This is a genomic window from Acidiferrobacterales bacterium, assembly GCA_028820695.1.
GTDB lineage: Bacteria > Pseudomonadota > Gammaproteobacteria > Arenicellales > JAJDZL01 > JAJDZL01.
Genome location: JAPPIB010000050.1, coordinates 255,298 through 281,493, shown reverse-complemented (window position 1 = coordinate 281,493; position 26,196 = coordinate 255,298). Strand labels below are relative to the sequence as shown.

27 protein-coding genes are annotated in these 26,196 nt (G+C 49.1%); all 27 read left to right on the top strand.

The window, feature by feature from the left end; all coding sequences use genetic code 11:
* The first annotated feature begins 386 nt into the window (after positions 1-386).
* The gene (locus OXI60_09540; protein ID MDE0310057.1) at positions 387-1,208 is read left to right on the top strand and encodes a ParA family protein; all 822 of its coding nucleotides are present in this window, start codon (positions 387-389) and stop codon (positions 1,206-1,208) included.
* Positions 1,209-1,210: 2 nt separating this feature from the next.
* A complete protein-coding gene (locus tag OXI60_09535; protein MDE0310056.1) occupies positions 1,211-2,896 on the top strand; it encodes a ParB N-terminal domain-containing protein in 1,686 nt (561 codons plus the stop codon).
* Positions 2,874-3,494, top strand: a complete 621-nt coding sequence (locus OXI60_09530; GenBank protein MDE0310055.1) for a DUF2857 domain-containing protein — start codon at positions 2,874-2,876, stop codon at positions 3,492-3,494. The genes OXI60_09535 and OXI60_09530 overlap by 23 nt, the downstream gene beginning before the upstream one ends.
* Positions 3,495-3,550: 56 nt before the next feature.
* Positions 3,551-4,873, top strand: coding sequence for an STY4528 family pathogenicity island replication protein (locus OXI60_09525; GenBank protein MDE0310054.1), 1,323 nt, complete (start codon positions 3,551-3,553; stop codon positions 4,871-4,873).
* Between the two features lie 463 nt (positions 4,874-5,336).
* Positions 5,337-6,254: a zincin-like metallopeptidase domain-containing protein gene (locus OXI60_09520; GenBank protein MDE0310053.1), complete on the top strand. Its 918-nt coding sequence runs from the start codon at positions 5,337-5,339 to the stop codon at positions 6,252-6,254.
* Between the two features lie 193 nt (positions 6,255-6,447).
* Positions 6,448-7,230, top strand: a complete 783-nt coding sequence (locus OXI60_09515) for a TcpQ domain-containing protein (GenBank protein MDE0310052.1) — start codon at positions 6,448-6,450, stop codon at positions 7,228-7,230.
* Between the two features lies 1 nt (position 7,231).
* A complete protein-coding gene (locus OXI60_09510; protein ID MDE0310051.1) occupies positions 7,232-8,785 on the top strand; it encodes a hypothetical protein in 1,554 nt (517 codons plus the stop codon).
* On the top strand, positions 8,785-10,011 hold the full coding sequence (gene pilO2 / locus OXI60_09505; GenBank protein MDE0310050.1) for a type 4b pilus protein PilO2: 1,227 nt from the start codon (positions 8,785-8,787) through the stop codon (positions 10,009-10,011). The genes OXI60_09510 and pilO2 overlap by 1 nt, the downstream gene beginning before the upstream one ends.
* On the top strand, positions 9,995-10,516 hold the full coding sequence (locus OXI60_09500) for a hypothetical protein (GenBank protein MDE0310049.1): 522 nt from the start codon (positions 9,995-9,997) through the stop codon (positions 10,514-10,516). Before pilO2 ends, OXI60_09500 begins: the two co-directional genes overlap by 17 nt.
* Positions 10,506-12,122 (top strand): ATPase, T2SS/T4P/T4SS family, encoded by a 1,617-nt coding sequence (locus OXI60_09495; protein MDE0310048.1) that lies wholly within the window; start codon positions 10,506-10,508, stop codon positions 12,120-12,122. The genes OXI60_09500 and OXI60_09495 overlap by 11 nt, the downstream gene beginning before the upstream one ends.
* A gap of 37 nt (positions 12,123-12,159) precedes the next feature.
* Entirely contained in the window at positions 12,160-13,158 is a 999-nt protein-coding gene (locus tag OXI60_09490; protein ID MDE0310047.1) for a type II secretion system F family protein, read from the top strand.
* Between the two features lie 26 nt (positions 13,159-13,184).
* Positions 13,185-13,769 (top strand): type 4 pilus major pilin, encoded by a 585-nt coding sequence (locus OXI60_09485; protein ID MDE0310046.1) that lies wholly within the window; start codon positions 13,185-13,187, stop codon positions 13,767-13,769.
* A complete protein-coding gene (locus OXI60_09480; GenBank protein ID MDE0310045.1) occupies positions 13,766-15,238 on the top strand; it encodes a hypothetical protein in 1,473 nt (490 codons plus the stop codon). The genes OXI60_09485 and OXI60_09480 overlap by 4 nt, the downstream gene beginning before the upstream one ends.
* An 86-nt stretch (positions 15,239-15,324) precedes the next feature.
* A complete protein-coding gene (locus OXI60_09475; GenBank protein MDE0310044.1) occupies positions 15,325-15,756 on the top strand; it encodes an A24 family peptidase in 432 nt (143 codons plus the stop codon).
* Between the two features lie 136 nt (positions 15,757-15,892).
* Positions 15,893-16,675 carry a hypothetical protein gene (locus tag OXI60_09470; protein MDE0310043.1) on the top strand — a complete coding sequence of 261 codons (783 nt, stop codon included), beginning with the start codon at positions 15,893-15,895 and terminating at the stop codon, positions 16,673-16,675.
* Between the two features lie 13 nt (positions 16,676-16,688).
* Positions 16,689-17,348: a hypothetical protein gene (locus OXI60_09465; protein ID MDE0310042.1), complete on the top strand. Its 660-nt coding sequence runs from the start codon at positions 16,689-16,691 to the stop codon at positions 17,346-17,348.
* A 207-nt stretch (positions 17,349-17,555) separates the two neighbouring features.
* Positions 17,556-17,858 carry an RAQPRD family integrative conjugative element protein gene (locus OXI60_09460; GenBank protein ID MDE0310041.1) on the top strand — a complete coding sequence of 101 codons (303 nt, stop codon included), beginning with the start codon at positions 17,556-17,558 and terminating at the stop codon, positions 17,856-17,858.
* Between the two features lie 3 nt (positions 17,859-17,861).
* Complete coding sequence (locus OXI60_09455) at positions 17,862-18,083, top strand: hypothetical protein (protein MDE0310040.1); 222 nt, start codon at positions 17,862-17,864, stop codon at positions 18,081-18,083.
* A gap of 76 nt (positions 18,084-18,159) precedes the next feature.
* A complete protein-coding gene (locus tag OXI60_09450) occupies positions 18,160-18,483 on the top strand; it encodes a DUF2976 domain-containing protein (GenBank protein ID MDE0310039.1) in 324 nt (107 codons plus the stop codon).
* On the top strand, positions 18,480-18,833 hold the full coding sequence (locus OXI60_09445; protein MDE0310038.1) for a DUF3487 family protein: 354 nt from the start codon (positions 18,480-18,482) through the stop codon (positions 18,831-18,833). The genes OXI60_09450 and OXI60_09445 overlap by 4 nt, the downstream gene beginning before the upstream one ends.
* A 3-nt stretch (positions 18,834-18,836) precedes the next feature.
* Entirely contained in the window at positions 18,837-19,454 is a 618-nt protein-coding gene (locus tag OXI60_09440) for a TIGR03746 family integrating conjugative element protein (protein MDE0310037.1), read from the top strand.
* Positions 19,451-20,248: a TIGR03749 family integrating conjugative element protein gene (locus OXI60_09435; GenBank protein MDE0310036.1), complete on the top strand. Its 798-nt coding sequence runs from the start codon at positions 19,451-19,453 to the stop codon at positions 20,246-20,248. The genes OXI60_09440 and OXI60_09435 overlap by 4 nt, the downstream gene beginning before the upstream one ends.
* Complete coding sequence (locus OXI60_09430; GenBank protein ID MDE0310035.1) at positions 20,245-21,546, top strand: TIGR03752 family integrating conjugative element protein; 1,302 nt, start codon at positions 20,245-20,247, stop codon at positions 21,544-21,546. Before OXI60_09435 ends, OXI60_09430 begins: the two co-directional genes overlap by 4 nt.
* Positions 21,503-21,886 (top strand): TIGR03751 family conjugal transfer lipoprotein, encoded by a 384-nt coding sequence (locus OXI60_09425; GenBank protein ID MDE0310034.1) that lies wholly within the window; start codon positions 21,503-21,505, stop codon positions 21,884-21,886. Before OXI60_09430 ends, OXI60_09425 begins: the two co-directional genes overlap by 44 nt.
* A 92-nt stretch (positions 21,887-21,978) precedes the next feature.
* Complete coding sequence (locus tag OXI60_09420; GenBank protein ID MDE0310033.1) at positions 21,979-24,729, top strand: conjugative transfer ATPase; 2,751 nt, start codon at positions 21,979-21,981, stop codon at positions 24,727-24,729.
* Entirely contained in the window at positions 24,726-25,166 is a 441-nt protein-coding gene (locus OXI60_09415; GenBank protein MDE0310032.1) for a DUF1525 domain-containing protein, read from the top strand. Before OXI60_09420 ends, OXI60_09415 begins: the two co-directional genes overlap by 4 nt.
* The gene (locus OXI60_09410; GenBank protein MDE0310031.1) at positions 25,142-26,191 is read left to right on the top strand and encodes a TIGR03756 family integrating conjugative element protein; all 1,050 of its coding nucleotides are present in this window, start codon (positions 25,142-25,144) and stop codon (positions 26,189-26,191) included. The genes OXI60_09415 and OXI60_09410 overlap by 25 nt, the downstream gene beginning before the upstream one ends.
* The last annotated feature ends 5 nt before the right edge of the window (positions 26,192-26,196 follow it).

Here is a 26,196-nt window from a genome sequence, read left to right as displayed (position 1 = left end):
CAATGATTTTATTTGGCGTGCTGACGCACATCAAATAAAAGCCTATACATTATGTGAACGCGATTCTGGAGTTATGTGAACATTTTGCCCTCAAGTCACACTGCGACAATTGTCAATTCAGATAGAGAATCTTCAATAAGGTCCGAAGAATTTTCCGACTTTCGGATTTATCGGTGACCAGTCAAGTTAATTGTAAAGAGTGCCACATTCTGGTGCCGGTCTCAACGTTAAAACAACAGCTCCAATTTTTGCTTCGTAATTGTAATAGTACGCTCTACATCAGAAAATCTAGTCATTAATTCAACCAATTCAACAATTTATTGGCCCTAAGTTGTAAGGCAGGCGTCTGATGATCATTCCAGAGGCCACAACGAGGAGTGAATCTTATGAACGTAATGACAGTCTGTAGCACCAAAGGTGGAGTCGGAAAAACCAGCCTTTGCGCCAATTTAGGGGGTTTTGTTGCAGAAAGTGGTTGGAAAGTCTTGCTGATCGATACAGATCCCCAACCATCCTTAAGTACCTACTTCCCATTGACCGTTCAATCCGATTACGGCATAACCCGAATATTCTCCCATGTTGACATAAACAACTCCATCAGTAAAACCTCCGTTAGCCGGCTGGACATCGTGAGATCTGACGATCCGGACAACAAGTGCGACAGGGAAATAAAGAAACAGCCGGACGGACGAAATCGAATGCGCAACGTCTTGCTGGAGCTGAACAGCTATGATCTTGTGATCATCGATACGCAAGGCGCTTCAAGCGCGGTATTGGATTCGGCAATTCTTTCGAGTGACTTGCTTCTTTCGCCAATTGTGCCCGACATGCTCTCTGCAAGAGAGTTCTTTCGTGGCATCGTTCCTATTCTCGGACGTCTCAGGAAATCATACGGCGCAATCAATCTGCCACTTTCCATGCATGCCCTGATCTACCGGACACGGCCGACTGTTGATGCAAGACAATTGGCACGTCAGATCCGTTATCTGATCGGAGAGTTGCCGCAAGTCAATCTGCTCAACACCAGCATTCCCGACAGAACCGTTTACCGCGATGCGGCGTCCGCACAAGTTCCGGTGCATCGGTTCGAGACAAAAAGGAGATTCGGGACCAGTGCAAACGAAAGCATGACTTCACTCGCAACCGAGTTGCTACCGGATTTTTCTGTGGAGTCTGACAGGATGCATTCTGTCGCAAGAGCCATGTGACCATGAGCAATCGACCATCAAGCGAGCAGATCGCACAAAGGTTGCGGCCGCAAAAGGTATCAGACTTCGAGCAGGAAACAAATTTCGTGGCGAGTCTTGTCACGAAAACATTTTTGACCATTCCAATCTCGGACCTCGAGACATATGACAAGAACCCTAGAAGAATGCGAAATCCGAACTTCAAGCGAATCAAGGATTCGATTTCCAGGGATGGAATAAATCAACCCCTCGCCGTTACACAGCGACCAGGCTCGAAAAAATTCACGATCTATAAAGGAGGGAACACCCGCCTTAAGGCCGTGCAGGAGCTATACAGTGAAACCGGTGATCGCAAATACCGATTTGTCGACTGCCTTTTTCACCCTTGGACTGGATTTGAATCCGACGCGATTGTCGGGCATCTGCAGGAAAATCAGATGCGTAAATCACTATGCTTCATCGATCGCGCATTCGGTACGAAACTCGCAATCGAGCACCTTAAACAGGAGGCGGACAGCAGTGATCTGTCGTTGAGAGATATTCGGGAAATGCTTGCTCGAAAGGGATACAACACAACGATCAGCTCCATTTCCATAATGCTGTACGCGTCTGACAGCCTTGAACCACTCTTGCCGAGGGAGATCTGCGTTGCAATGGGCCGGCCGCAAGTCCAAAAGTTGCGCTCCCTGGAAAAAGCGTTTCACAATGTCTGTAGCGAGTTCGAGATTTCGAAACGTATCGCAGCGTCTACCTTTAGGAACACGCTGAAAAACTACGAAGGACTAGAGTGGTCGCACTCCTCATTTCGCCGTTCATTGGAATCAGCCCTGTCTGCTGCCCAGTCACTGTCGATTCAGGACATCGCCCTGCGAATTGATGGTTATTTGCATGTGACAGAAAGTCCATTGCGACATTCGCCGGAGGCAATAAACACAGAATTCGCCAAATTCGATCAGATCGAATGGATCAATGAACGCACCAAAATAGAGCAAAATCCGACTGTTCGCAGTGTAAACACCCCGAATAACGAAGAATTGGCGCACAATACTAGTGCGACAGTTGCAGTTGTAGACGCGGATCAAGATGACGCAACCGACGTGTCCGACGGCATACCGCCGATCTTTTCGTTCAGCTCGCCAAGTGGACAACAAAAGTCCGAGCTTGAACTTGAAGTGGAAAGAATGCGACGGCTTTGCTATCAAATCGCATTGAAGTTGGCCAAGCGCTACGATTTTCACGAGAACAAGGTCACGAAAAACACGATAGTATCAAATATCGGGAATTGGGGGATCGGATTCCTGATTACGGACTACCCCGCAGCCGCTTCGGACAGCAACCTCAGTCAAATTGGGACACGCGATGCTCTGTGGTGGTTCCTGGTTGAATTCTGTGACTTGCAATGGGCTACGGAACGAGCGCGCCCGTTGGTCGCAAAACTGGTTGGAAATTCCAAATTCCTCAATTTCGTCAAATCCGGAAATTCAAGAACGCTGTCCCTGCACGCCAAAGGAGTAATGAAGTTAACGTACCCGCACCTGAGCCTGCTGACATTCTGTCTGCGCCAGTTGGATGAGGCCTCCTGGAATGAATTGAATCACCTCAACACCCTTTACCGTTCACTGCATCATCTGTCAAGAAAAAATGGAGTTCAATTGTTTCGACCACCCAAACAAGGAGAAATTCGAAATGACTATAAGAAAAGAAACTGAACTAATGCACTCGATCATCATCTACTGTCTGCGATGCCAGGAGGAAGGGGATTTTCATGCACTGAAAGAGATGGGATTCGGGCCACGCGAGATGAGAGCGCTGAATGCCCTGTCATCCGGCGATCAGATTCGCCTTGCATCCACCAAATCACACTTCATGAAAATCGTACTCAATCAGGATGTCTATTGGAGAATGATCGATTATGTCGACCAGGAAAACCTTAAAGAAGCAGTCATCAACCAACTGATTGCATTCGACGCTCCCTTGCCTCTCATGAATGCACTGACAGGGATTGGAAGCAAGCAATATGCGCTCAAACGACGGCAGGCGGGTTTACTGGGCTCTCCGGTCGGAAGACCTCCCATCCCATCAGATAGCACTACCCAACTCGTCTGGCAGCAACTGACAGCCATCACCGAAAAATCTGACTCATTCGGTCCGAAACAGTTTCTTGATCTGTATGAGTCGATGGACAGGAAAGTTTCGTTGCGCGTGATCTGGAATCTCTTTCATCGCTGGGAAGATGAAGGGGCATTGAAAGTCAACCGAGGCCCAATCACCTCCCGCCAATCATCGGCGCGCCACAAGGTTCGCTGACTGGTTTCCTTATGCTGTCATGACTACAGAATTTTCAATACCGAACGAGAACAATCATGAGCCGACCCATTGACCATGATCATGAATTCCGTGGAATTCATCAGGCAATCAAAATTTTCAGGCAGAACGACCGCTCAGCCTCGGGGATGGTATTCACCGACAACTGGTACGACTCCCATCCCCGATTGCTGATATTCGACCCCGTATTGAATCCTTACGACAAGCTGGTGTGGATGTCGATCAGATCATACTGCTCACCGGACATGTCCATGGTTACTTTTCCCAGTTACGATCAGATTCAATCATCTCTTCACATTTCCAGGGGTACAGTTGCCAGTTCGATTACAAAACTGAGAGCCACACGTTGGCTGACTCTGATTTGTCGCGAAAAAGTTCGCAATGAAGTTGGCCAGATCTCCAAAGACGGAAATATTTACCTGATCCATGGTGAGCCGTTGGGATTCAGCGACACCTTCAAGTTGGATTCGAACTACATGCAGTTTCTACAGGACAGCCGGAACCATCGAAATTCCGATGTCAGAAAGATTTCGGAACTGATCATCAACTCCATTCGCTGCAGTATGGAGCACAGTGACAAATTATTTGCGGACAGCCATCCGTTTGATCGACGCTCAGATGCCTGGGCTCATTTCGGGGGAGAAAACAACTCAACTTCCCAAGGCCGTCCGAACATGTTCACACATCCTCGTTTTGAGCAGGAATCCACATCAGGCGATGCTGGCGGTAAAGTTCACACTACCGCAGTTCACCCAATAGACCACGGTGTGTGCGAACCCGCAGTTCACTCAATAGACTACAGCTCCCGTGAACCCGTGGTTCACGCTGTGAACCACGGAAAACAAAAGGTATGTAATAGTAGTAGTGGTATTAAATCAAATAGATATAACTATCACTACGATCACCAAGAGATGATCAAAGAAGACTTGTCCAGTTCACAGGATGAAAACTCCGGTTCGTGTGAACTGATTTACCCCAGTTCACTCAGTAACAATCAAAAACACCTGATTGAGTTGCATCTTCAACGATTGCCGGATTCTTTACCAGTACCTCCCAAACCTTGGAACGACTGGAGACAACTGCTCCTGGATGAACTGGCCGGCAGAATTGAAATGGGCATCAACAGCAAGTGTGATTCGGTCTGGAATCCAGTGTCACTGATGTCTACATACTGCCAAAAATTGCTGACCAAAGGAATGGGACTCAAGTCTGACGGTCATTTCCAAGTCGAGCATGCAGAAGCTGTTATTGAAAAGCGGCGAGGTCAGAAGGAAAAACAACGAGCAGTTGCGGATGCTCGCGAAAGATACCGGCGCAGGATCGATCACCACATCAGGGACTCGCGCGAAACAACCAAATAGGTCCGAATTCGCTCGGTAAAGTCTCTGCTCATGCTAACCAGCTGGGTTTGAATAATTGCGGGCGGACGCAACCGATGTTTGCGATGATTCTCAGGACGACAGCTATGAGCAGGATCAACCAGATACCCATACAACCCACAGGTGCCTGTGCATCCACATCAATCGCAATGAAGTGAAAGACCGCAGATTTTCGTTTCAAGATCAGATGCCGGCCTTAAGCTGACTGGAAACCTGCTCTCAGGAAGACCAAAACTGATGACAGGCGAAAGCTGCATCTCATGAAAATCGGACACCGCGCAACCACTCGCATTGTGGGAATTCAGAGGTGTTCCTCTCCAACAGTCTTATACGAACCAAGACCCCAATCAGGATCAATAAAACTAGCTGACCGGGTTTCTCTTTTTTGCAGGATCCGCGTTTTCGTCCTGCTAACTTGTTCCAATTTTCACAACATATTGAAACAATGGCTGCCAACGAAGTAAACAATCTGTATTTTCGAATTACCAATCAATTTCTCGAAGCACTGAAACGCGGCGCGCCACCGTGGAAAAAACCGTGGTCAGATATCGACCAATACTGCGACAGGCCAGTCAACGCCGTAACGGAGAGAAAATATTCTGGCATTAATGTCGCCATTCTGTGGTCATCGGCTGTTTCCCACGGTTTTACGCGCGATCGATGGCTGACTTTTAAGCAGGTTGGCAAGGCTGGAGGAAGAGTCAAGCGAGGTCAGAAGGGAACTGCGGCTGTCTTGTATCGTGACATTAGGGTTGCGCCAAAGGAATCCGACGGTACCCAATCAGTCGACGAGGATGACGTCCCTAAAACCAACATCATCAAACTCATCCGGGGGTTTACGTTGTTCAACGTCGAACAATGCACCGGGCTGCCCGACAAGGTGATAAAAGGCCCGCCGGTCCACGACCAAAAACCGGCATGGAAGCTGCATCAGGAAGCCGAAGACCTGATTATCTCCAACAAGGTGAGTGTTCACCATACCAGTGATTCAGCCTCGTATACACCCAAAGGCGACTTCATATGCATGCCTCCGAAATGCGCATTCGAAAACAAGTCTGACTACTACAGCACTCTGATGCATGAACTCACCCATTGGACGGGGCATTCCACCCGACTGAGCCGTCCCGGCATAACCAATGGCAGTCGGATCGGCACCACGGAATATGCGTTTGAAGAGATGATCGCAGAAATTGGCTCAGCCTTTCTATGTGCGGAGTTTCGGATTCCGCGCGATCCCAGTCACGATTCCTATATCTTGTCGTGGATTGAAGTTCTGGAAAACGATCCGAAAGCGATTTTCAACTCCAGTGCGCAAGCATGGAAAGCCAGAAACTTTCTGCTGGGAGAAGGCTGCGCCCACTAGCCTCTCGCAGTCGTTATTGGATTTTCGATCAGACGTCTAAAACCGCGCTTGATCAAACTCAACGATTCTGATCTGCAACCCGGTCCGCTAACTTGGCCCAGTCAATCGAACGCAACGTTCGCAGAATAATTCATCAATCCGAAAATTGGATTTTCTGTTTGATCATGATGAGAGTTCGTGAATATTCATGATTGTGAAACTGACAACCAAAATTCTGAAGCGATATCCCATCATGATGATGCTGACCTGTATAGCTGTCGCTGACGCTGCGGACAATCGTGATTCGAATCGCTACACCGTTTACGCCTACACAGCAGAAAGTAACGAGGAAGATCTGCTGTCTACGATTGTGGAAACCACGTTTCCGGCGCGGATTGCAACCGTAGGCTCGGCAATCGATTACGTACTGTTGCGTTCAGGGTATCGTCATGTTCCCACAGATGCGGTCAGCGATGCGCTGCTGCTAACGTTGCCACAGGTACACAGAAGCATCGGCCCTGTGGATACTCGCACAGCCCTTCAGACATTGATTGGAAGTTCATGGAATTTACTTGAGGACCAAACAAAAAGAGTCATCTGGTTTCAGTACGCCGGTGCGTTACCCCAAACGGAGGTGATACCTGAAGATCCACCTCAGGACCCGAATCCAGAGGTTCCCGTCTACGATCATGATGTGGCCGAACCGAAGCACCAACGTGCCAGCCAAAAACCAACAAAGCAGGTATGGACATTGAACCCATCATTGACTCTACGCCAGAACCTGGCCCGATGGGCACTCGAAGTTGACTGGGCGCTTGAATGGAATAGCGATCACGATTACGAAATTCTGTATTCAGCCGCGTATCAGGGTACGCTGCAAGATGCGGTAAAAGCGGTTCTGGAACATTATCGCACCTCACCTTTTGGTTTGACCGCCACCTTCTTTGAGGGAAACTCGGTGTTACTGATTGAACCCAACTCTCCAGGCAGTCGATGATATGACTCTTCATCGCGAGTTGCCAAAAGTTGTGTCCATGATCCTGGTGCTTGCGATCTTAGCGGGGTGCCGAATACCCCAACAGACAGTGGATAGAGCCAAGCAGGAAGAAATGGAAATTCAGATCAATCTCAATAATTCTCGCGAAAGTGGTAGCCCGACCGAATCCGATGAGCTGACGTTTTCCACGTCGCAATCGTGGATCGGACATCGAATACCCATCCGCAGCAGTGCGATTCCACAGCCGATACCCGAAAAACTTGATCAAGTTATCGAAATGACTTATGTCGAACCGGTGACGATCGCTGAGATCGGTAAACTGATCGGTTCCGAAACCAGTGTGGGGGTCACTGTCGCTCCGGACATACAGGATGTTGTGGTTTCAAATCTGAGTTGGCAGGGTCCTGCCAGCGCCGCGTTGAATCACATAACCGGTCGGTTCGGGCTTTTTTGGAAGTTTATTGACGGCCGCGTAGAGATTTTCCATACGAGACCCGAAAGCTGGACTATCTTCGCCCCCAACGTTACCGCTCAATGGCAAGCATCTGTCGGTCTGAGTGGCGCAGTCCAGGGTGGCGTCGGCGGCTCGACACTGCAAGCCCAGGATCAGGTAGTCGTGTCAATGAATACTGCAGATTTCTGGAATGAACTGGAATCGACAGTCGAGGGATTCCTTTCCAGTTTCGGAACATTTTCGCTGAATCGTCAGTCAGGAGAACTGAATGTGGTGGATACCCCACTGACTCTGAATAGAGTCGATGAATGGGTATCTGCGAAAAATAAGGAGCTGTCCACACAAGTGCAGGTTCATGTCGATCTTTACGAAATTGAAAGATCGGATGACGCGATTGCCGGATTCAACCTGCAGGGAATGATGAAGGAGGCGTTGGGTAAATCAGCTGCCCATGTCCGATTTAGCAGTGACGACAAGGGATCGATATTTGGACTGAAATTGACTCATTCAGAAGACGCTGCGGTTGACCATAGTGACATTGGGCTGACTTTTCGTCAGGCGATGAATGATGCTCGAATTTCCAAACTCACTTCGACGGTGATTCAGGGAATCAACGGCCTTCCAGTGCCAGTATTTTTCGGCGATGAGACATCTTATCTGGAAAGACGAGACGTCGTTCATGATGAGGGACTTACATCAGTACGGCTCATTCCGGGAAAGCTTCAGGACGGGATCGCGTTGAATATGGTGCCGCGTGTGCTGCCAAACACTGATCGACTGATGCTGAACATTACTGTCAGAACCACCCGGATCAAGGGAATCAGCAGGTTTCCAGTCAATGCCGGACCGAACGATCCCGTGATCCAACTTCCAGACCTGGAGTCTCGTTCAGTTTTATTGCCGGTACTGCTTCAATCGGGCGAAACACTTTTCGTTGCAGGCCTTGACACCTCGAGAGTGACGAACCGAGATTCGAGCGGAATCCTGATGAAAGAGTCTAGTTTAGAAAACCGCCGGGCAAGTCTAGTTCTGATTCTCACGCCCTACATCATCCGTTTGCCATATGAGCTGGCACGCGGTACCGCAACGGGTATGGGGTGATGACCAAACGTTTTCTCGACGACAAGGAATATGCCGTGGGTCTTACCTGGCTGGCACCAAGTGTATTGACACCTAGCAGTAGCAAGTACAAGATTTTCAGGGAACTGCAGTCAATAAAACCTACACCTTTCGGTTACGTCCACATTGACACGCCATCCGGTTTGCAAATTGGCGCGGTAACGGAATCAGAGGATATCGGATGTGAAAGCGCCGCGGCAAAGCTCGCGACTTCCCGACTATCGGCTGTATTGATTGAACAACTGTCCACCGATGAGTTTTGGTTGTGCGCTGTCGAAGATGGCGCGATTTTTCCAGCTGGAGATATTGTTGGCAACAAGGATCTGATCGCAAATCGACTTGAGGAAATAAAGACTGATATCGCCGGCACCAACATACAACTGTATGATAAACATGGACATTTTGACCTGTCGAATTCCGAATCTCTTGGATTTCTTGAATTGGTTTCCGAATCCACATCGGACAACCTTCCAATTTGCCTGTCTGCGGAACAAAAGATTCTCAACAAGAAACTTATCGCAGCAGTTATTGGCTCGTTGATGGTGATTGGCGGGCTTGCCTCTTGGCCCTACCTATCGGAGATCATCCGCAACGACGAAGCTGACAGTCTGACGAAACAGCGGCATTACGCTAAGGCGTTGAACGACGAAAAAGAATCGGTCCGGCAGACACTTATGCAGAACGCCCCTGCACTGCTTGCATCGATGACTGACATGGTCAAGGAGCAACCACTCCGGGTAAATGGCTGGCGCAGACACAGTTACGATTGGAGAGATGGCCAGGTATCGGTGAATTGGCGAAGGGAGCGCGGCTACTTTGCGGCGATCACTGCTTACTTCGGCGACAGAACTTACGAATTGAATGAATCAACCGGCGATATTGCTGAAAGATTCAGCTTTCCGGCCCAGGAACTATCTGGTGATTCATCACTCGAGTTACTGCTGGGTAAAGAAAACCAACGTTATGAATTGCTAGACACATTAGCAACACTGCCGGGTGAATGGACCTTGAGTCCGGCAAAACCCATGGGGCAACTCTACAAGTATCAGACATCGAAACTGACTGGTTCTTCCTCAAAACTCACAGATGCAGTCTTCGTCGCAAACGCATTCATCGGACAGCCGTTTCGTATTAACCGAATCAGTTATTCGCTCGATCGTAAATTCAATTGGGAAATTCAAGGAGAATTCTATGGCAAGCAAAATTAGATTCATGTCGGCCGTCTTTGTATTGTTCTTCAATGGAAATGCGCAATCGGGCGAACTCAATCAGATTCCCGCACAATGCAGGGGTCTCGCACACACCGTGGCACTGATTGACTGTCTGCAAAATCAACTCGAGATCCTGCAGTATGCTCTCACTTATCACCAGACCGCATCACAGATTACAGAATTGCTATCGAATCAAGAAACACTGGCACCGTCTGCAACGGAGACAAATTCGGTTTCTGACTCCGTAATTGATCGGATTAATTGGTTTGATCAACACCTCGAAGTTTATGCAATTGTCGGATCCCCTGGAAACCTAACAGCTCTCGGAAGAATCGAGGAAAGACACTACCGATTGCAGGAAGGTGATTCGGTCCGGCTGGCTAAAGTACAGAAAGTCCATTCAAGAGGACTGACGTTGACATTTGCGGATCATGAACTTTCGATCGGTCTGACCGGACGCAATCCAACCCCAACAGATGATAGTGACCTAGATGACCGATAAGCTGCCTCATTTTCAACTGGTGCTTACTGGCGGGCCGGAATCGCTGATTCAACTCAAGGAATCGGAACAGGCTTTCCTCGTCGCGGTTTCCGAAGATGACCCGCCTACGACCGCATACATATTTTTTACGGCACTGAATTTTCCGGCACGCCTGAAAGCACAGTTGCGAGAGAACTTGAAGAAAAGGAATATTCAAGTCGTTGACCAGATTGAAGTTGAACCTGCCGAACTAGAGAGAATCTACGCCAAGTCTACCAATCGTATCAGATCAACTGCCGCAGACATTGACTACGAAAGAGCCCTGGATTCGATTCGCGTACTGCTCGCCCGCGCAGTAAAAGAAAATGCGTCGGATATTCACATAGTCCGAAGACGAAAAACTGCATCGCTGAGCTTCCGGATTGATGGGCGCATCACTCCATTCGCTGAGTGGAGCGAACAGATGGCAGACCAGACATGCCGCTTCATTTATGAAGTCATGGGGTACGATCAGGAAGTGACATGGAATCGAAGTGAGCCACAGGATGCGGTCGTCGACACAGTTCTACCCAGCGGCCGTCGGGTGCGAGTGCGGGTCGGTACAATTACCGCCTCCCCCGACGGCTACGACATGGTTTTGCGGATACTGCCAGGAAGCGGCGATACACTTCGTCTCGCACAACTCGGTTACGAACCAGAACAGGTAAAAGCTATTCAATCACTGGTTCGGCGCCCTTCCGGACTTGTCGTCATGGCTGGCGGAGTCGGTAGTGGAAAAAGCACATCCATTGTTGGAATGCTTCACGAAGAACTGGCACTGCATCACGGAAAATTGCGAATCATTACCGTTGAGGATCCGCCAGAACGAGTGATTCCGGGTGCCACCCAGGTTCCGGTAGTCAGAAAGCGAGGAAAAGCTGTTGGAGACGAATTCGCGTTTGCAATTCGGGGAGCTCTTCGCTGTGACCCTGACACACTGATGGTAGGTGAAATTCGCGATCTTCAATCGGCAATTCTTGCGATCAAGTTTGCGCAGTCCGGACACCGGGTTTACACCACGGTGCATGCCTCAACAGCAATTGGAATCATCAGCCGGATGACCGGACTCGGAGTCGACCCTTCTTTACTGTGCACTCCAGATGTTCTCAAAGGTATGATTTTTCAGACACTTACCCCTGCCCTGTGCAACCATTGCAAATTACCCTCAAGTGACTGGCTGAATCAACACGCCAGCTCTTACTCGAAAAGAAAATTGTCAGTTGAACGAATTGAAGCGGTTTTAAGGTCTCGAGGGCTGGATTCACATCAAGTGGCGTATCAGTCAGAAAACGGTTGCACGAGATGCAATGGTAGCGGAGCTTCTGGGCGAACCCTGTTAGCTGAATTCGCGCTGCCGGACGACGACATGCTGGCATTGCTGAGTGAGGGCAAGTATCTCGAAGCAAAGCGATATTGGATAGAACACCGCAACGGAAGTCCCGCTACGGAGCATGGTGTTCGACTGATATCCGGCGGAATCGCATCTCCAATTGACGTCGAGTGGAGGATCGGAATGTTGAGTGAGAAATCCAAAGACCGTGGTTCTGTAATTTCTCATCTTGATGTTGCCAGAGCCAACTATGCTTGAATCACTTTTCCTATCAATCAATCGAGTTAGATTTAAGTTGGCATCCTCTTCCAGAGCCCGACTGTGGCAGCGCATTTGCTCTCTCAGTCGGGCTGGCGTTCCGATCAAGACAGCGATGGACTTCCTGCGTGAAAGTAAGACTGCCGGTCCTAGCATGGCTCGGTTTGTCGAACATCAGTGTATCGCAATGCGATCATCTGGTTTCGCTGATGGCGCTAGCGGCTGGGTGCCTAAGGAGGAGTTGATCGTCATCGAAATTACTCAGGAAGGACGCATTGCAGAAGGGTTTGAACAAGCGAGCCGTATGGCGACAGTTCGCTCGAAACTGCGTTCGACTCTGATATCGGGATTGGCTTATCCGACAGTACTGCTGATCGTAAGCAGTGGTGCAATTGCCGTGCTTCCAGGCCATGCGTTGGACGTGATGATGCAAATCACAGATACAGCGACATGGCCACCGGTATCACTGAGCGTACTGAACTTTTCGCAATTCATTACGGTCTGGGGTTTTCCGCTGGCATTCGCTTTCGCTGCGATTGTCGCACTGTCAATTTGGTCCGCACCTCGATGGACTGGCGAGGTTCGAAAAAAAGTTGATTGGTTTCCACCATTTGTGCTCTACAGACGATTTACGGGGCCCGAAATACTGACCGCATGGATTGCTCTCATGCAGGCCGGTGTGCAACGCGTTCGTGCACTTGGAAAGTTGGAAAACGGGCTTCCCGATTATTTGGCTTTTCACGTTCGCACAATGCGGTCGCAACTGTATCGAGGCGAACCGGTTGAGAAAGCACTTGACACAGGATTATTTTCGGCTGACACACTGGACGACATGAGAGTCTATGAGCGAACTGGCGACTTCAGTGTCAACGCGAATCTGATTGCAGAAGAGGACATCAAGCGATCCCTTGCAAGACTCGAGTCATTTACAAAAACACTTTCATCAGTCTTGTTGTTGCTGATCGGTTCAATCGCCATATGGATCTACATTGGCATTGCGCAGGTCGCGTTTACGTTTCAGCAGGCTGTACTTTAGTCACTTCAATCAAGAGGAATCCAATCATGATCTCAATTCTATTAACCAAATTCAGCGCACTGAAGCAAACCGAAGAAAACAAGGAGAAAGGCGCAGTTACGGTAGCGGAAACCCTTATCGCTCTCGGTGTAGGCGCAACAGTACTCGCAGTGGTATTTGCCGGCATACCCGCATTGGTCAACGCCCGCAATTCGTCAGCCGCAGTCAGCGGACTCACCCAGATTGCTGTCTCGGTACGGAGCACCTTCAGTGCCAGAAGTGACTTCACGGGATTGACGATTGAACTGGTAAAGAATCTTTCCGGCTTTCCGCCAAATTTCATATCCGGAAATTCTGTGAAACATCCTTGGGGAGGCGAGATCGATGTGGCTCCGGTCGCCACAACAGGCGAATTTACCGTAACGTTTAAAGAGATGCCATCGGACGGCTGCACGTCGATCGCAACCACCACTATCGATCTTGTCGAACAAGTCAACATAGGTGGAACTGAAGTGAATCTGTCGGCTACAGATGACACCTCAACACCAAACGACGAAGGTCAGGCCGCGGATATTGCTGCGCTTTGCAACGCCACTCCACCGAACGACATTGTCTGGACATTCAAAGGGTGATCAGAAAGACTCAACAGGTGCGCTCCGCTGGCAACGTCATGCAAAAGCATGATGAATCCGGTGCCATTTCCATTGCCGAAGCCCTGATCGTGCTCACCATAGGCATCGTCGGGATTACATTGTGGGCACAGGGACGATTGAATGATATGGAAATAGACAGCGCCAAAGCGGCTGGACGTGCCATCGCAGCATATTCGCGCGCTGCTTCAGCATGGATTGCGGAAAATCCTCCTGCAGCAAGCGGTGATTTTGACATCACCAGCCTGCAAGATTGCGGTGACCCGGATGGAGTGAGATACCTTTCGTGTGGCTTCGACGCCCAATCACCAGTAAAACTTGCCTTCAACTCCGCCGGGGAGCGAGTCAATTTCGGCAATCTCGGAATCGAAGTCAGCGTAACCGGGACAGGTGCGTCCGGTACCATCGACTTCGGGGTGATTCGTTCGGGAAACGACAACAATAATGATGACTTGCCGGATTCTCGGCCGGACCTGGCAGCGATTGCTTTGGATACAGCATCTGAAGAGACCGGCGCCGGTGTGCTCGATTTTTTTGAATTGAAGTTTGTCAGGGAAGATATTGACGGTGTCAAATTCGATCAAACAGATGCCGATTTTGATCAGAGTGAGATCGATAATCTTGCGCGTCTGGAAGCGCATGTCGGAGCAAGGCTGAATGATGTTCCCTTCTTGCGTCTTGACGGGACAAACGAAATGTCAGGTGGAGTTAGATTCGATAATGGCATGACATTGTCCAAAAACGGCAACGGACTTTCATTTGCCGGTCCTGGGGATGTGGAAGTGGCAACGACCACCGGAACTTTAGTTGCTTCCGGGAAACTCAAGGCGCCCGACCTTGAGTCCGACTCCGCGCAATTTGATTCTTTGACGGTTGACCCTGTCAACGGTGTCATGGGGGATGGATTCAATAAATTTGATCAATCTTCGGATATCCTGCGAATTGATGGAGAAATCCTGAGTCTGGCTTCTCGGGTTTCTGCGAACGAAACAACAATTTCAAGGCATGCGGCTGAAATCACGCGTTTAGACAGTGCAATCACTGACAACAAGAACAACATTGACACCAATCAGGCAAAAATTGGAACCAATGCCACAAAAATTGATGACAATTCCAGCAGAATCCAGTCACTTGAAAATAACGCTCCATCAACATCTACAATTTGCACACCATCGATGGAGGATAGGATTTCGGCACTGAGGGCAGCCGGCTATGGCACCTACTACGATAGCCGAACGGCAAATGGAAACTGCAGTTACGGGACCAACTGCAGCGGAGTGGACCGCTGTGGCGATACAGTTCGCGGAACAATCCGACGGGGCCCGGCTTGGAGCGGTAATCCCGTATCCTACAGCTTCAGTACTTCATCGAGTTCCAGTTGCACGACGTATTCCCTGTATTTCTATGGAGGATGCCGTTGTAGATTACCGAGTCCAAGTGGTTGCCGGTGAGCATTTGACTGCGTGCTCGCATCATCCAATCACGTTTCACCGATCAGATACAAAGTCGAATCGATATGACGTATCAATTGGTTCAGATGACTTCGATCTTTATGTTCTTTGCAATTGTTTTCAGTGCTTCCATCATCGATCACAAAACCAATCGTCTTCCGGACAATCTTACCATTCCGTTTCTATTTCTCGGTTTGCTTTGTAACGTCAATTCGACATTCGTACCACTGTATGAGTCCGCGCTGGGCTCAACGATCGGATATTCATTGATCAGATTATTGCATGGATTTCAGATTTCACGTTACGGGGCAGCAGGAATCGGTTTGGGCGACGCAAAATACCTGGCTGGACTGTGCGCATGGTTCGGCTGGCGATCATTGCCTTTTCTCCTAACAGCCAGCGCTGCGATCACACTGGTGTTTTACCCCGCCAGAACCAACAAACCACTGGGGGTTGGACTGGGGATAAGCGCATTGGTCCTGTTTGTTTTTCACGGCTTACAGTTTCGAAATTGGTGATGTTGGAACTGAGTTTTGGCCGGTCATCGTCACAACCAGATCACGACGCTTTGCGTACCCGACGGTCGGAACATGCAAACGCAAAGACACATTTCCTGTTGTCAAGTCCAGTTGACTTCGCATCCATGTTGGCGTCATGAGTGAAAAATTCACAGTCGAGAAAGAAAACCAGAACTCCGAACTCGCACCAGCAAAAGGCAAGACAGGCATGTCTCTTAAAGGCATCGTCAGGCGTATGGTTGTCATTTCGACCGTGATCATTGCAGTCTTGGCAACTTGCACTCTCGCTTACAGGCTTTTTTTCACAGAACCGCTGCCTTCACAGCCATCGGCATCAGTCAGGGAGATTGTCGATGCGGACACCCCCACAAGCGATTCGCAAACGTCGGTCAGTACATTGCAACAAGAATCTCCGCAGAATTCCACTACACCAGTACCTTTACAACCCCCTCAGCCTGAACCTATAGTCAATCCTGAACTTCAGAAACTTCTCTCTGAGATTCCCTACGAACAACGACAGACCAGGGATGCATTGGTTTACTTCGATGATCGAATTGACTCACTGATCGAACTAAAGCCGAGTATCGAATCCTTGGTGTCCGGTCAGGGGAAAACCATAAATGCTCTGGAAACTCGCATGATGGCGATCGAAAACGCCTTGCGAGAGTTCGCAGACACCCTTGAAGTAAACAACACGGACAGCGAAAAAGTGGCTGATTCCCGACCACCTTTTAACCTAATCGCCGTCGATCGTTGGGAAAATCAATGGAATGCAGTTATCGAGTTGGACGGTCGAATCACCATGATTCAACCAGAGGACAGTCGTGCGGGCTGGAAGTTGTTGAAAATCAATCCATCGACCGCTTCTGCAGAATTTCACTCTGACTCAGGAACACAAGCCATTCTCAAAGTCAATTAACTCGCGGTGCTGAATGATGCAAACCACTTTCTCACGATTCAACACGTCAAAACTCGCTGTTTTATTTGCAGGCGCACTGTGCATGGCAGCGGTGGCAGCTCAAACCAACCAATACTTCGAAGAAGTTAAAGTACCGCTGATGGACGCGGAACTGCAGACCTCGAAAGACTGGAACCTGACAGTCGAAGAGACTGACACATTAAGTCGATTGAAACGCATCAACCAAGGAATGCTCTCGAACGATATCACGCCCTTGGAATGGCTCGGTATATTCGCAGATACCGACGAGCGGCGAAACCACTATGCCGCTCTTTTCGCCAAGCGTCAACTTGAAGTCATGGATGCCGTCACGAAATTCGAACGCGCGTATGCTGTTGCCATGAAACACGAAGTTGAACGGAGGAACTCCTCCAGCGATCGACTGCTGCTCGTGACACCCTATCAATGCATCGATGACTTGTGCAAGTCAAATTTCATTCGGGCAATGGATCATGTAAACAAAGGTGGAAGACTAGACATTCTGATTCGTGAGACCCTCTCAAGCGCCCAAGTAAAACAATGGATTTCCGCCAATAAAATTCCCCAGGGGAAAATCCAGTCGCGAACTGTCAGAGTGCAAAGTGCCCGACATCGCCACCAGCACTTATCTATGGGAATCTACCAGCTCGACTGACGAACCTCCATCACCGTACCCATCACGGTTGCGTGACAGTCGAGACAATTTAATCCTATCATCCGGAATACGGATTATTTATCAGCAATCAAAAACAACTCATCTATAAGTCAGACCATGTTCAATTTTGGTCCCAGACTTACTGTTTTAATTTGTCTTTGCCTACTCCTGGGGAGTTGTTCCACAAATCCGACTTCAGAACCGTCAATGAACCGACAATTCACTCATAGCCCTCCCACCACCGTGGCAAAATCGAATTCATCCATTGTCCGGCAGACAAACTCAAATGAGAAACACGTGCTGACCCGCGTGGCCAGGTATCTGGAAGAACTGAACGCGCTGATTGACGAGGCGGAATTCCATGCGCAAGACGATTCGCGAATTCGCTTTGATTATCAGCAGCTGCGGCTGGATCTGTCCGCTGTAACCCACGGAATCCGAACACATCTGCTGGTGCCGGATTACCAACCACGAGCAATTGAGCCGATACCCGGAAAATATGGAAGATAGGGCATGGGCAATTTATCGATCTATTCCACAGACAGTCTGGAAATCCTGAGGACAATCATCGTATCTGTTGTCGCGTCGACTTCGATTGCATGGTGGATTTGGGTCGTCAATTCAACTCTTGGGCAACTGCAAAGCAATCAGATCAGTTTCGTCGAACTGGTGTTCGAGTGTTTCAGAGCACTTGCGACCATCTTGACGATTCTCACCGTAATTGCATTTATCTAAGATGAAGATAACGTTCAAATCCAGGAAGATTCAATCTCTGAGAACTAGCTTGGTACTGACTGTCTCAGTTGCCAGTTTGGCAATTTGGAATTGGTGTTCGGCAAAAACCGTGCTGCCACCTCCGCCGAATGTCGGTTCACAGAGTTTCAATGCAAGCGATCCGATTGGCTATTTGGTCGGCAGCATTCAATTCGTGATATTTCTTGGATTGACAATCATAGTCGTTTTCGCACTGATTGGATTTTCAAGCGGCTTGATTGCAGAAGTGAATGAAGCAAGGAAAAAAGGTGAATGGGGGCGATTTTCGATCTACTTCGCAGCGGGACTGCTGGTCATTCTTGTGGTGATTTTCGGCGCATGGTGGGGGTCGGAAAGATTAAGTGCGATGCTGACCGTATGACTGCGCTCACTCCTTGCTCACAATTGGACTACGAAACGCGTTTATATAAGGGATGCGGGGCGAGTGAGCTGTTTTCAATAACCCTGACCACCAGCGGAGTCTGTCTGCCTGTCTCACTGATAGTCGGATTCAGTCTGATGGATGGTTTGCATGCCCTGTTTGTTTCGTTCGCGTTTTTCGTGTCTTGGACTCTGCTCGCTGTCTCGTGTATCGCTTACTCATTGGAATTTATGAAACGCGGCAAGCCCGAAGGGTGGCACACCAGACTCTTCTACTGCTCCATTCATCCTGTTTTGTCGTCGAATCTCGTCTATAAATCCGGCCGTTGGTGTTCTGTCCGCGAAGCTTGAATCATGCCCCGCTATCTGCATGCAGACTCAAACCTCCACAGCCACATAAAGTCGCTCCGGCTGATTTCAGGGATTCTTGCTGCCAGTCTGGTTGTGTCAATGTTCGGCTGGCATTATGCGAACCGCGTTCAGCGCGTCAGCCTGCCCCCGGATTTGCGCTACGGAAGTCAGATCCTGCTCAACCGAATCCATCCATGGGAAGTCTACAATTTTGCCGGTTACATATGGCAGCAACTGAATCGATGCCCTATCGACTGCTTTGAGGACTACCCCAAGAATCTTGACCGATTGAGCGCATTCATTACGCCTGCATTCAAAGCTTGGCTGAAACACGACAGCGAGAAGAGATCAACTGAAACTCTCGGTAGAACCCGTTATCTCCTGCCGCTACGCGAGGCGGACTTCAATGGCTCAGTTACGCAGGACGGAGTTGACAGTTGGATGGTATCCATGGAGGTTGAGCTGCATGAAGACATTGGCGGGGTTCCAGTCAAGCATGTTCACATCCGTTACCATCTTCGAGTTGTAAAAAAACATGTTGACCCGGAATTCAATCCATGGGGACTGTTGTTGGATACCATGCCCAGAATGCCTGAACGGATTTCGATCGGACAGACATGAACACGTTCGTTGTCATCGCCAAAGTCCTGGCAGTCAATGCAATCCTAGTTGTGTTCATATCGAAATCCAGTGCTGATAGCATTACCTACATATGGAACGAAAAACCGATCGACATTGACTTGCAGGTCGGGAAAGAAAGAAATATCCACATTCCAGATGCTGGGTCCTTGCGCGTCGGAATTCCTCACTCCATTGATGACCGGCTGATTCCACAAGTTATCGGAAATCATCTATGGCTCACTGCTTTGGATGAACTCGACTCGACGAGGATTGTGCTGATTGCAGAGCACGTGGGCAGGTTGATCTTGCAGGTCCGGGCTCGCCATGCCGAAACATCAGATCAGCCGATTGTCATCAGGCAATTTGTAACAGAAACCACCTCGGCTCCCCCGCAATCGCAACCGAATCATGGGTACGTAGCACTGACGCGCTGGGTCGTTCAAAAGTTCTATGCGCCCGAACGGCTCGTCGAAGACTTTCCGGGAGTTGTCAGAGTTTCTCTCGACAAAACGCCAGCAGACCTATTTCATTGCGGAAACAGAGTCCCCACAGCATGTGCTGGAGCTGTGACCGCTGTACCACTCGCAAGCTGGAAATCGTCTCAGCATTTCATAACCGCCTTGCATGTCACCAACAAACTAGCCGAATCCGTTGTGTTGGATCCTCGTGAATTGCGGGGAACCTGGCGCACCGCAGCATTCCTGCATACACGACTGCATCCCAACGGTCAGTATGGTGACAGTACGATGCTGGTTCTGATTTCAGACTTTCCATTCGAGAATCCAACACCATGAAGCTGCATCTTGCTGCATGGATATTGGGTTCTTCGATTGTCGGAGTCATTTTGTGGATCAGCTCATCGAGTGAGTATTCCCTGGATGAGCTGGCCTCCAAAGCATTGATCAGCGAACACGATCGTGAGAACTCTGAAATGGCTGATCGTGACAGTGCCGCTGAAGAAGTCAGGGCGGTTGCAACAAAAATTACAAATCTTGAACAGGCCATGGAAAACCAAGATCTGGAGAGTCGTAAGGAGAGAGACGCGTTCATATCGGAAATTGAGGAGAAGTACGAAAAAATCAGAAATGCGATTGAAAAAAGCCGGCAACCGGCTACAGACACACAATTGACGGCAACAGTCGATCATCTCTCATCACGTATTCAGCAACTCGAACAGCGAGAGGAAATACGCGAAGAAGAAACTGACTTTGTGCGGAGTCATGATTCAGAGTTGGTGTGGTACTTCTCCACTGACCTCGAACAGAGTTTTATAGAAGACAATTTAGGGGACATATCCATATCTGATAACTCGCCGCCAACGAACTCGCCTTCATCGCCCCCTCCCGAAACCAATCCACATTACACAATTCCTCCCACCACGACTCTGCTCGGCGCTACCGCACTGACTGCACTGGTGGGACGAATTCCGGTTCAGGGGAAAATCCAGGACCCTTGGAGATACAAAATAATCGTCGGACCCGATAATTTGGCAGCGAACGGACATCGGATCCCACAATTGGCTGGGATGATCTGGGTGGGAACAGCTCGAGGCGACCTGGCGCTATCGTGTGTGTCAGGCAATTTGGATACCGCAACGTTTATCTTTTTTGACGGCTCCATTCAAACTGCTCGAAATCGTGCCGAATCATCAAACTCCAAAGGCGGATTGGGCTGGATCTCCGATGAATTTGGCAATCCTTGCATTGCGGGCGAACTGAAGTCGAACGCATTGCAGTATCTGACTCAATCAACGCTGATTGACACGACAAAAGCGTCCGCAGACGCGCTTGCCAATGCCCAAACCGAATCCCGCTTCGACCCCAAATCCGGTGAAACCAATACAGCCGTTGTCGGTGACATCGACAAATTCGTCGCGAGTTATGCCGTAAAGGAATCATTGGACGAAATTTCTCAGTGGCTGAAAGATAGACAATTGAGTTCCTTTGACGCAATTTATGTTCCGGCCGGCAAGAAAGTGGCGATTCACGTGGAAGAACCAATACTGATTGATCACGAGCCAAATGGAAGAAAAGTTATTCAACCTGGATATGAAGTACCGACATCGAACGCTCGTAACGGTTGGATTGATTAGTCTGATACTGAGTGTAATTTCATGTTCGAAATTATTTCCTGGCAGTTCACCGATTCCCGACAACGCAAGCACAATCGAAGAAATTTACGATCAACATGAGATGAGCGCACAATCCGGCTGGCAACTACAGCATCCAATTCCTGATGGCCCATCGCATCTCGATGGCTACGCAAGGGATGTCTATGATGAGTTATCGGTTCGATTTCCCCGGCTGCCGAACCCGACAATAATCATGTACATCTTTCCACATCTGTCGCTGGAAAAAACACCCGTTCCTGGTTACTCAACAATGTTTCCGATGTACGAAACTGTCGAATATGCCCTTCCTGGGGAAATCTGACCGTCATGAACACTCTCTTTAAACACTGGTTTCGGTGGAATAGGCCTTCAACTTCATTTACACAAGAATCTGGCAACGACGAAATACCACTGGTGGAATGGAATGGGGACGGATGCAAACCACTTACAGTATCAGAATATCTTGAGCCTCAACTCCATCCGGACAAGGAGTATCGCGCAATTGTGAAGAGCACACGGTCATTTTCCGACCTGCTCGCACCGCGTATCGATCTGCAAAATGGCTTGATCGGACTAGCCGACCTTAACAGTACAGGTCGACTATTTGAGGTTGTATGCAGCAGCACTGAAGCCAGGAGTCCGGAAGATATCGAATTACTTCACAAGAAAGTCACCGAAGCGATTTCAAATAGCATATCCGAACTCTCGAACGGACCATGGATAGCACAATGGTTTGTTCAAGATGAAAATGACAGTATTGTCCGCGAATTGACCAGGCAAGTCATACGTTATACGCACAAGTCAATTCGAGAAACCGAATATACGACTGATTGGTTTCGTCGAATTGGCGAGCATCTGAAAGACATGACCGAAAAAGGCGGTTTATTTCGCGACTTGGGTCTAGTGGGAAAACAATGGCGAGGTAGAAACAGACGCATCCGTTTGTGTATTTGGCGCAACTTGCCCGCGTCGAACTCAACAGGCGACGAAACCATTGATCAAGTCTGTGAACAATTGGAAAGTGCGCTTGCCCAGGCGGAAGTCAAGTTGATTGCCCAGGGCGCGGAAGAACTCTACGAATGGTTGACACAGTGGTTTGTGCCCAAGCCGCCGACGCATACCGGATATGGAGACACTTCTGAGTTACTGCAGGCAAGCCCGTGGAACCCTAGTCGGCAGGAACGATCGATGTCATTGTTTTCAAACAACGCAAGATCAGATATTAGTCGTGCTTCGATGCACGGTACGGTGCCATGGACATGGAAACGACCGGGAATCTGGTGGTTCTGCGGAAATCCGAGCAGATTTGTAACTTTGGACGAATTGACCGTGGAACCGGAAATCGGGCATCTGACCGGTGAACGAAAATTCGGGGACTCCATTGGCACACTATGGGATCGCATGCCCGAAAATTCCATCTGGTCCATGAGTGTTGTCTTCTCACCTCAGGAGCAGATTGAGAAGAAAATTCGACGAGTTCGTACCAATTCAGTTGGCGATGATCCCGCGGCATCCGAGCGGAGGAACCTCGCAAACACCGCCTTAATGGAAATAACACGCTCCAACCCGGTATATCGAGTGTACTCGGGTGTGTTTCTGTCAAGTGCTAGTCTGACCGAACTGAACAGGAATACCGAACGTGTCTTGAGTCTCATGCACGCCAATGGTCTTAGACCTATTCCGCCCAGGCACGATCCCATTGCTCTGGACAGCTATATTCGGGCGTTGCCGTTTGGGTTTGACATTGAACAGGATAACAGGCCATTCGCACGTCGATCAAGACTTTGGTTTTCCAGCCACATATCGAGAATGCTGCCAGTGTACGGAAGATCAACTGGAACAGGTTTTCCGGGGTGTATTCTTTTCAATCGCGGCGCAGAGCCGCTTGTGTTCGATCCATTGAACCCCACAGATCGTCAAAAAAATGCACACTCGCTCATCCTCGGCCCCACCGGCTCAGGAAAGACAGCTTTGCTGATTTACTTCCTTCTTCACCTGACCGCGGTTCATCGACCAAGAATCGTACTTCTCTCCGCGCTGCCAACATTCGGATTGTTTGCCGCACATTGCAAGGAAATGGGACTTTCGGTTCACCAGGTGAGAATTGACGGAAGCAGCAGGGTATCCCTGCCCCCATTCAAGTTCGCGCAAACTCTTCTCGACTCGGAGAACGGCGGCTCTGAAAAGCCAGACTCATTTCATCGAGATCCGCTGGGAGAAATGGAAATTCAAGCCCGTCTGATGATCACAGGCGGGCAGGAGAATGAAGAAAGTCGCTTGCGACGGGATGATTTGGACTTGATTCGAGTTGCACTCAAGCAAGCAGCGAAGCGATCCCTTTCGGACGGAAGAACTCAGACGATGACATCTGATCTGATGCAGACTTTTTTGGATGCGGCGAAAACTGGCACGATCGACGATCGTACCCTGTCGCAACATCAGAAAAGTCGATCAGCCCGAATGGCCAGTGCAATCAATGTGTTCTGTACAGGCTTGAATGGTGAGCTATTCGACCGCGAGGGTGACTTGTGGCCTAGCTCTGACATCACCGTAATTGAATTGGACATTCTTGCAAGACGGGGATATGAAGACCGTCTTGCAGTGGCTCTGACTGGCCTGTTTTCTACGATCAACAACGAAATTGAAGCCAATCAATACACGCAACGACAGACAATCGTGGTAATTGATGAAGCACACATCCTGTTGCAAAACCCGCTGATTTCCCCTTATATCAATCGAATTTCCGCCATGTGGCGAACTTTCGGCGCTTGGCTTTGGATCGCAACTCAAAATATTCGACAGTTTCCAGACAATGCAAAAGAACTGCTCAATCAGCCCGAGTGGTGGTACTGCCTGTCACTTGATAGAGACGAAATTGATCAGATTGCAAGGTTCAAGTCATTGACATCCCAACAGAAGGATTTGCTTCTCGCCGCCAGGAAATCGCCAGGTCTTTTCACGGAAGGAACCATAATTTCCGCCCGCCTGCTGTCTTTATTCAGAAATACTCCTCCGGCTCTCGCACTCGCGTTGAGTCAGACAGAAAAGAGTGAGAAAGCCGAGCGACAGAGAATCATGGATCAGGAAAGTGTTTCCGAACTTGAAGCGGCTTATCTGATCGCCGATTCAATTAGAACCAATCGATCAAAGAAGTCAGAGTTATGAAAGCAGCGCCAGGACTTCTTGCTTTTCTGTTCGCATCAACAATCAATGTGCATATTCTCTATGCATCAGACCTGCCTCAAAACATCAAGCTGTTTATAGACAAACCGCAAGAAATTCGGCTGCATGCCTCCGACATTCCCGGGTCGATCAGTATCGAGCTGTATGACTATTCCCTGATCAATAGGATGAACGCCAGTCTAAGTGAAAATCTCTCGGACAATCCGCAAGTGGCTGCCCGGCAGGCTGCCGACAGGATAAAAAACAATCTGGATGAACTCAAAAACCTATATCGAACTGCGATTGAAGCGCACGAATTGGCGGAACGATTCGGGATACTCAGGCTGCCGGCCGCAGTCATAGACGACTCAATAGTTGTATACGACACTACTGAACTGGATGAAATTCTGCGTTTATGGAGAGACTTCAGAAACCAGTAGCAGTTTGGCTCCTATCGGCTTTATTTGCATTGTCGGCGTCCTCCCAATCGAGTGCTGAGCCAATTACCACAGCCGAAATAATCTCGCGCTCTATGAGCCTTGATTGCCTTGATTGGAAAATCAGTGGCATCTGTATATGGCTCCAATGCTCAATTTTTGGCTGTTTCGTCGTAACAACTCCAAGAATTTCTCATCGATTGCCAGATTTGGTAGTGACCTCATATCCCCAATCAGCGAAAACACCTTGGGTCGAGAAAAGACCGATACTTCAGTCAATCCGGAACCAGTCCAACTCGTTGCTGTCGGGTGGTAGTATGGCAGGGGTAGGAAACGAATTGATGCAGCAGGAATCCCTTCAATATAGTGAAGTCGACGTAATCGGCAACCCTGCGAGTAATTCTATGGAATTCGGAAGATTTCTATGTCAGTCAGCGGCCAAGCCACATTTTCCTTACTTCATCTCTCTCATTGACCATAAAGCATGGCGAAGCGGGTTGCCCGATGGTGAGAGAAGAGAAGCCAAAACTCCAGGTGAGAGAGAAATTGGAGATTGGCCTCATCATACTTGGGGCTCGGTTTTCCCTCGTTCGGGATTTGTTTTTCAGGCTCATCCGGGGAAAGCGGCGGCCGTAAACTGTCAACGCGCAGTTGATATTCTACTCGGAGACATTTCCGGACACGTCGTCAATAAATTTTCTCAAAGACCATTCAACGTCGTCCAGCGCGGCGATTCTAAAGCGACGAACGAGGACGATTGCAGTCGAAGTGGAGGTTCATGGAGTGACCGCGAATCCAGCTGTCTATCGCAATCCTGGTACCAATGGCTACCAAAGTCGGACGAGAAAACAGACAAATGGCAGATGATATTGCCGCTGGAAAACAAGTCATGTCTGACATTTGGCAAAAGTCCGATCTGGCCGTACAAAGCGCAGGCTGGCGATGGTGAATACATTTGGAACTACTGGGCGAAGTACAAGTGTTGTGTCAAAGCTGGTGGAATTCTTTTGACCCATTTCGACTTCTAGCGCTT

Excerpts from the sequence above, each read along its gene's own strand:
- OXI60_09540 (MDE0310057.1), top strand. The coding sequence starts at position 387 with ATGAACGTAATGACAGTCTGTAGCACCAAAGGTGGAGTCGGAAAAACC.
- OXI60_09535 (MDE0310056.1), top strand. The coding sequence starts at position 1,211 with ATGAGCAATCGACCATCAAGCGAGCAGATCGCACAAAGGTTGCGGCCG.
- OXI60_09530 (MDE0310055.1), top strand. The coding sequence starts at position 2,874 with ATGACTATAAGAAAAGAAACTGAACTAATGCACTCGATCATCATCTAC.
- OXI60_09525 (MDE0310054.1), top strand. The coding sequence starts at position 3,551 with ATGAGCCGACCCATTGACCATGATCATGAATTCCGTGGAATTCATCAG.
- OXI60_09520 (MDE0310053.1), top strand. The coding sequence starts at position 5,337 with ATGGCTGCCAACGAAGTAAACAATCTGTATTTTCGAATTACCAATCAA.
- OXI60_09510 (MDE0310051.1), top strand. The coding sequence starts at position 7,232 with ATGACTCTTCATCGCGAGTTGCCAAAAGTTGTGTCCATGATCCTGGTG.
- pilO2 (MDE0310050.1), top strand. The coding sequence starts at position 8,785 with ATGACCAAACGTTTTCTCGACGACAAGGAATATGCCGTGGGTCTTACC.
- OXI60_09500 (MDE0310049.1), top strand. The coding sequence starts at position 9,995 with ATGGCAAGCAAAATTAGATTCATGTCGGCCGTCTTTGTATTGTTCTTC.
- OXI60_09495 (MDE0310048.1), top strand. The coding sequence starts at position 10,506 with ATGACCGATAAGCTGCCTCATTTTCAACTGGTGCTTACTGGCGGGCCG.
- OXI60_09485 (MDE0310046.1), top strand. The coding sequence starts at position 13,185 with ATGATCTCAATTCTATTAACCAAATTCAGCGCACTGAAGCAAACCGAA.
- OXI60_09475 (MDE0310044.1), top strand. The coding sequence starts at position 15,325 with ATGACTTCGATCTTTATGTTCTTTGCAATTGTTTTCAGTGCTTCCATC.
- OXI60_09470 (MDE0310043.1), top strand. The coding sequence starts at position 15,893 with ATGAGTGAAAAATTCACAGTCGAGAAAGAAAACCAGAACTCCGAACTC.
- OXI60_09465 (MDE0310042.1), top strand. The coding sequence starts at position 16,689 with ATGATGCAAACCACTTTCTCACGATTCAACACGTCAAAACTCGCTGTT.
- OXI60_09460 (MDE0310041.1), top strand. The coding sequence starts at position 17,556 with ATGAACCGACAATTCACTCATAGCCCTCCCACCACCGTGGCAAAATCG.
- OXI60_09455 (MDE0310040.1), top strand. The coding sequence starts at position 17,862 with ATGGGCAATTTATCGATCTATTCCACAGACAGTCTGGAAATCCTGAGG.
- OXI60_09445 (MDE0310038.1), top strand. The coding sequence starts at position 18,480 with ATGACTGCGCTCACTCCTTGCTCACAATTGGACTACGAAACGCGTTTA.
- OXI60_09440 (MDE0310037.1), top strand. The coding sequence starts at position 18,837 with ATGCCCCGCTATCTGCATGCAGACTCAAACCTCCACAGCCACATAAAG.
- OXI60_09435 (MDE0310036.1), top strand. The coding sequence starts at position 19,451 with ATGAACACGTTCGTTGTCATCGCCAAAGTCCTGGCAGTCAATGCAATC.
- OXI60_09430 (MDE0310035.1), top strand. The coding sequence starts at position 20,245 with ATGAAGCTGCATCTTGCTGCATGGATATTGGGTTCTTCGATTGTCGGA.
- OXI60_09425 (MDE0310034.1), top strand. The coding sequence starts at position 21,503 with ATGAAGTACCGACATCGAACGCTCGTAACGGTTGGATTGATTAGTCTG.
- OXI60_09415 (MDE0310032.1), top strand. The coding sequence starts at position 24,726 with ATGAAAGCAGCGCCAGGACTTCTTGCTTTTCTGTTCGCATCAACAATC.
- OXI60_09410 (MDE0310031.1), top strand. The coding sequence starts at position 25,142 with ATGGAGAGACTTCAGAAACCAGTAGCAGTTTGGCTCCTATCGGCTTTA.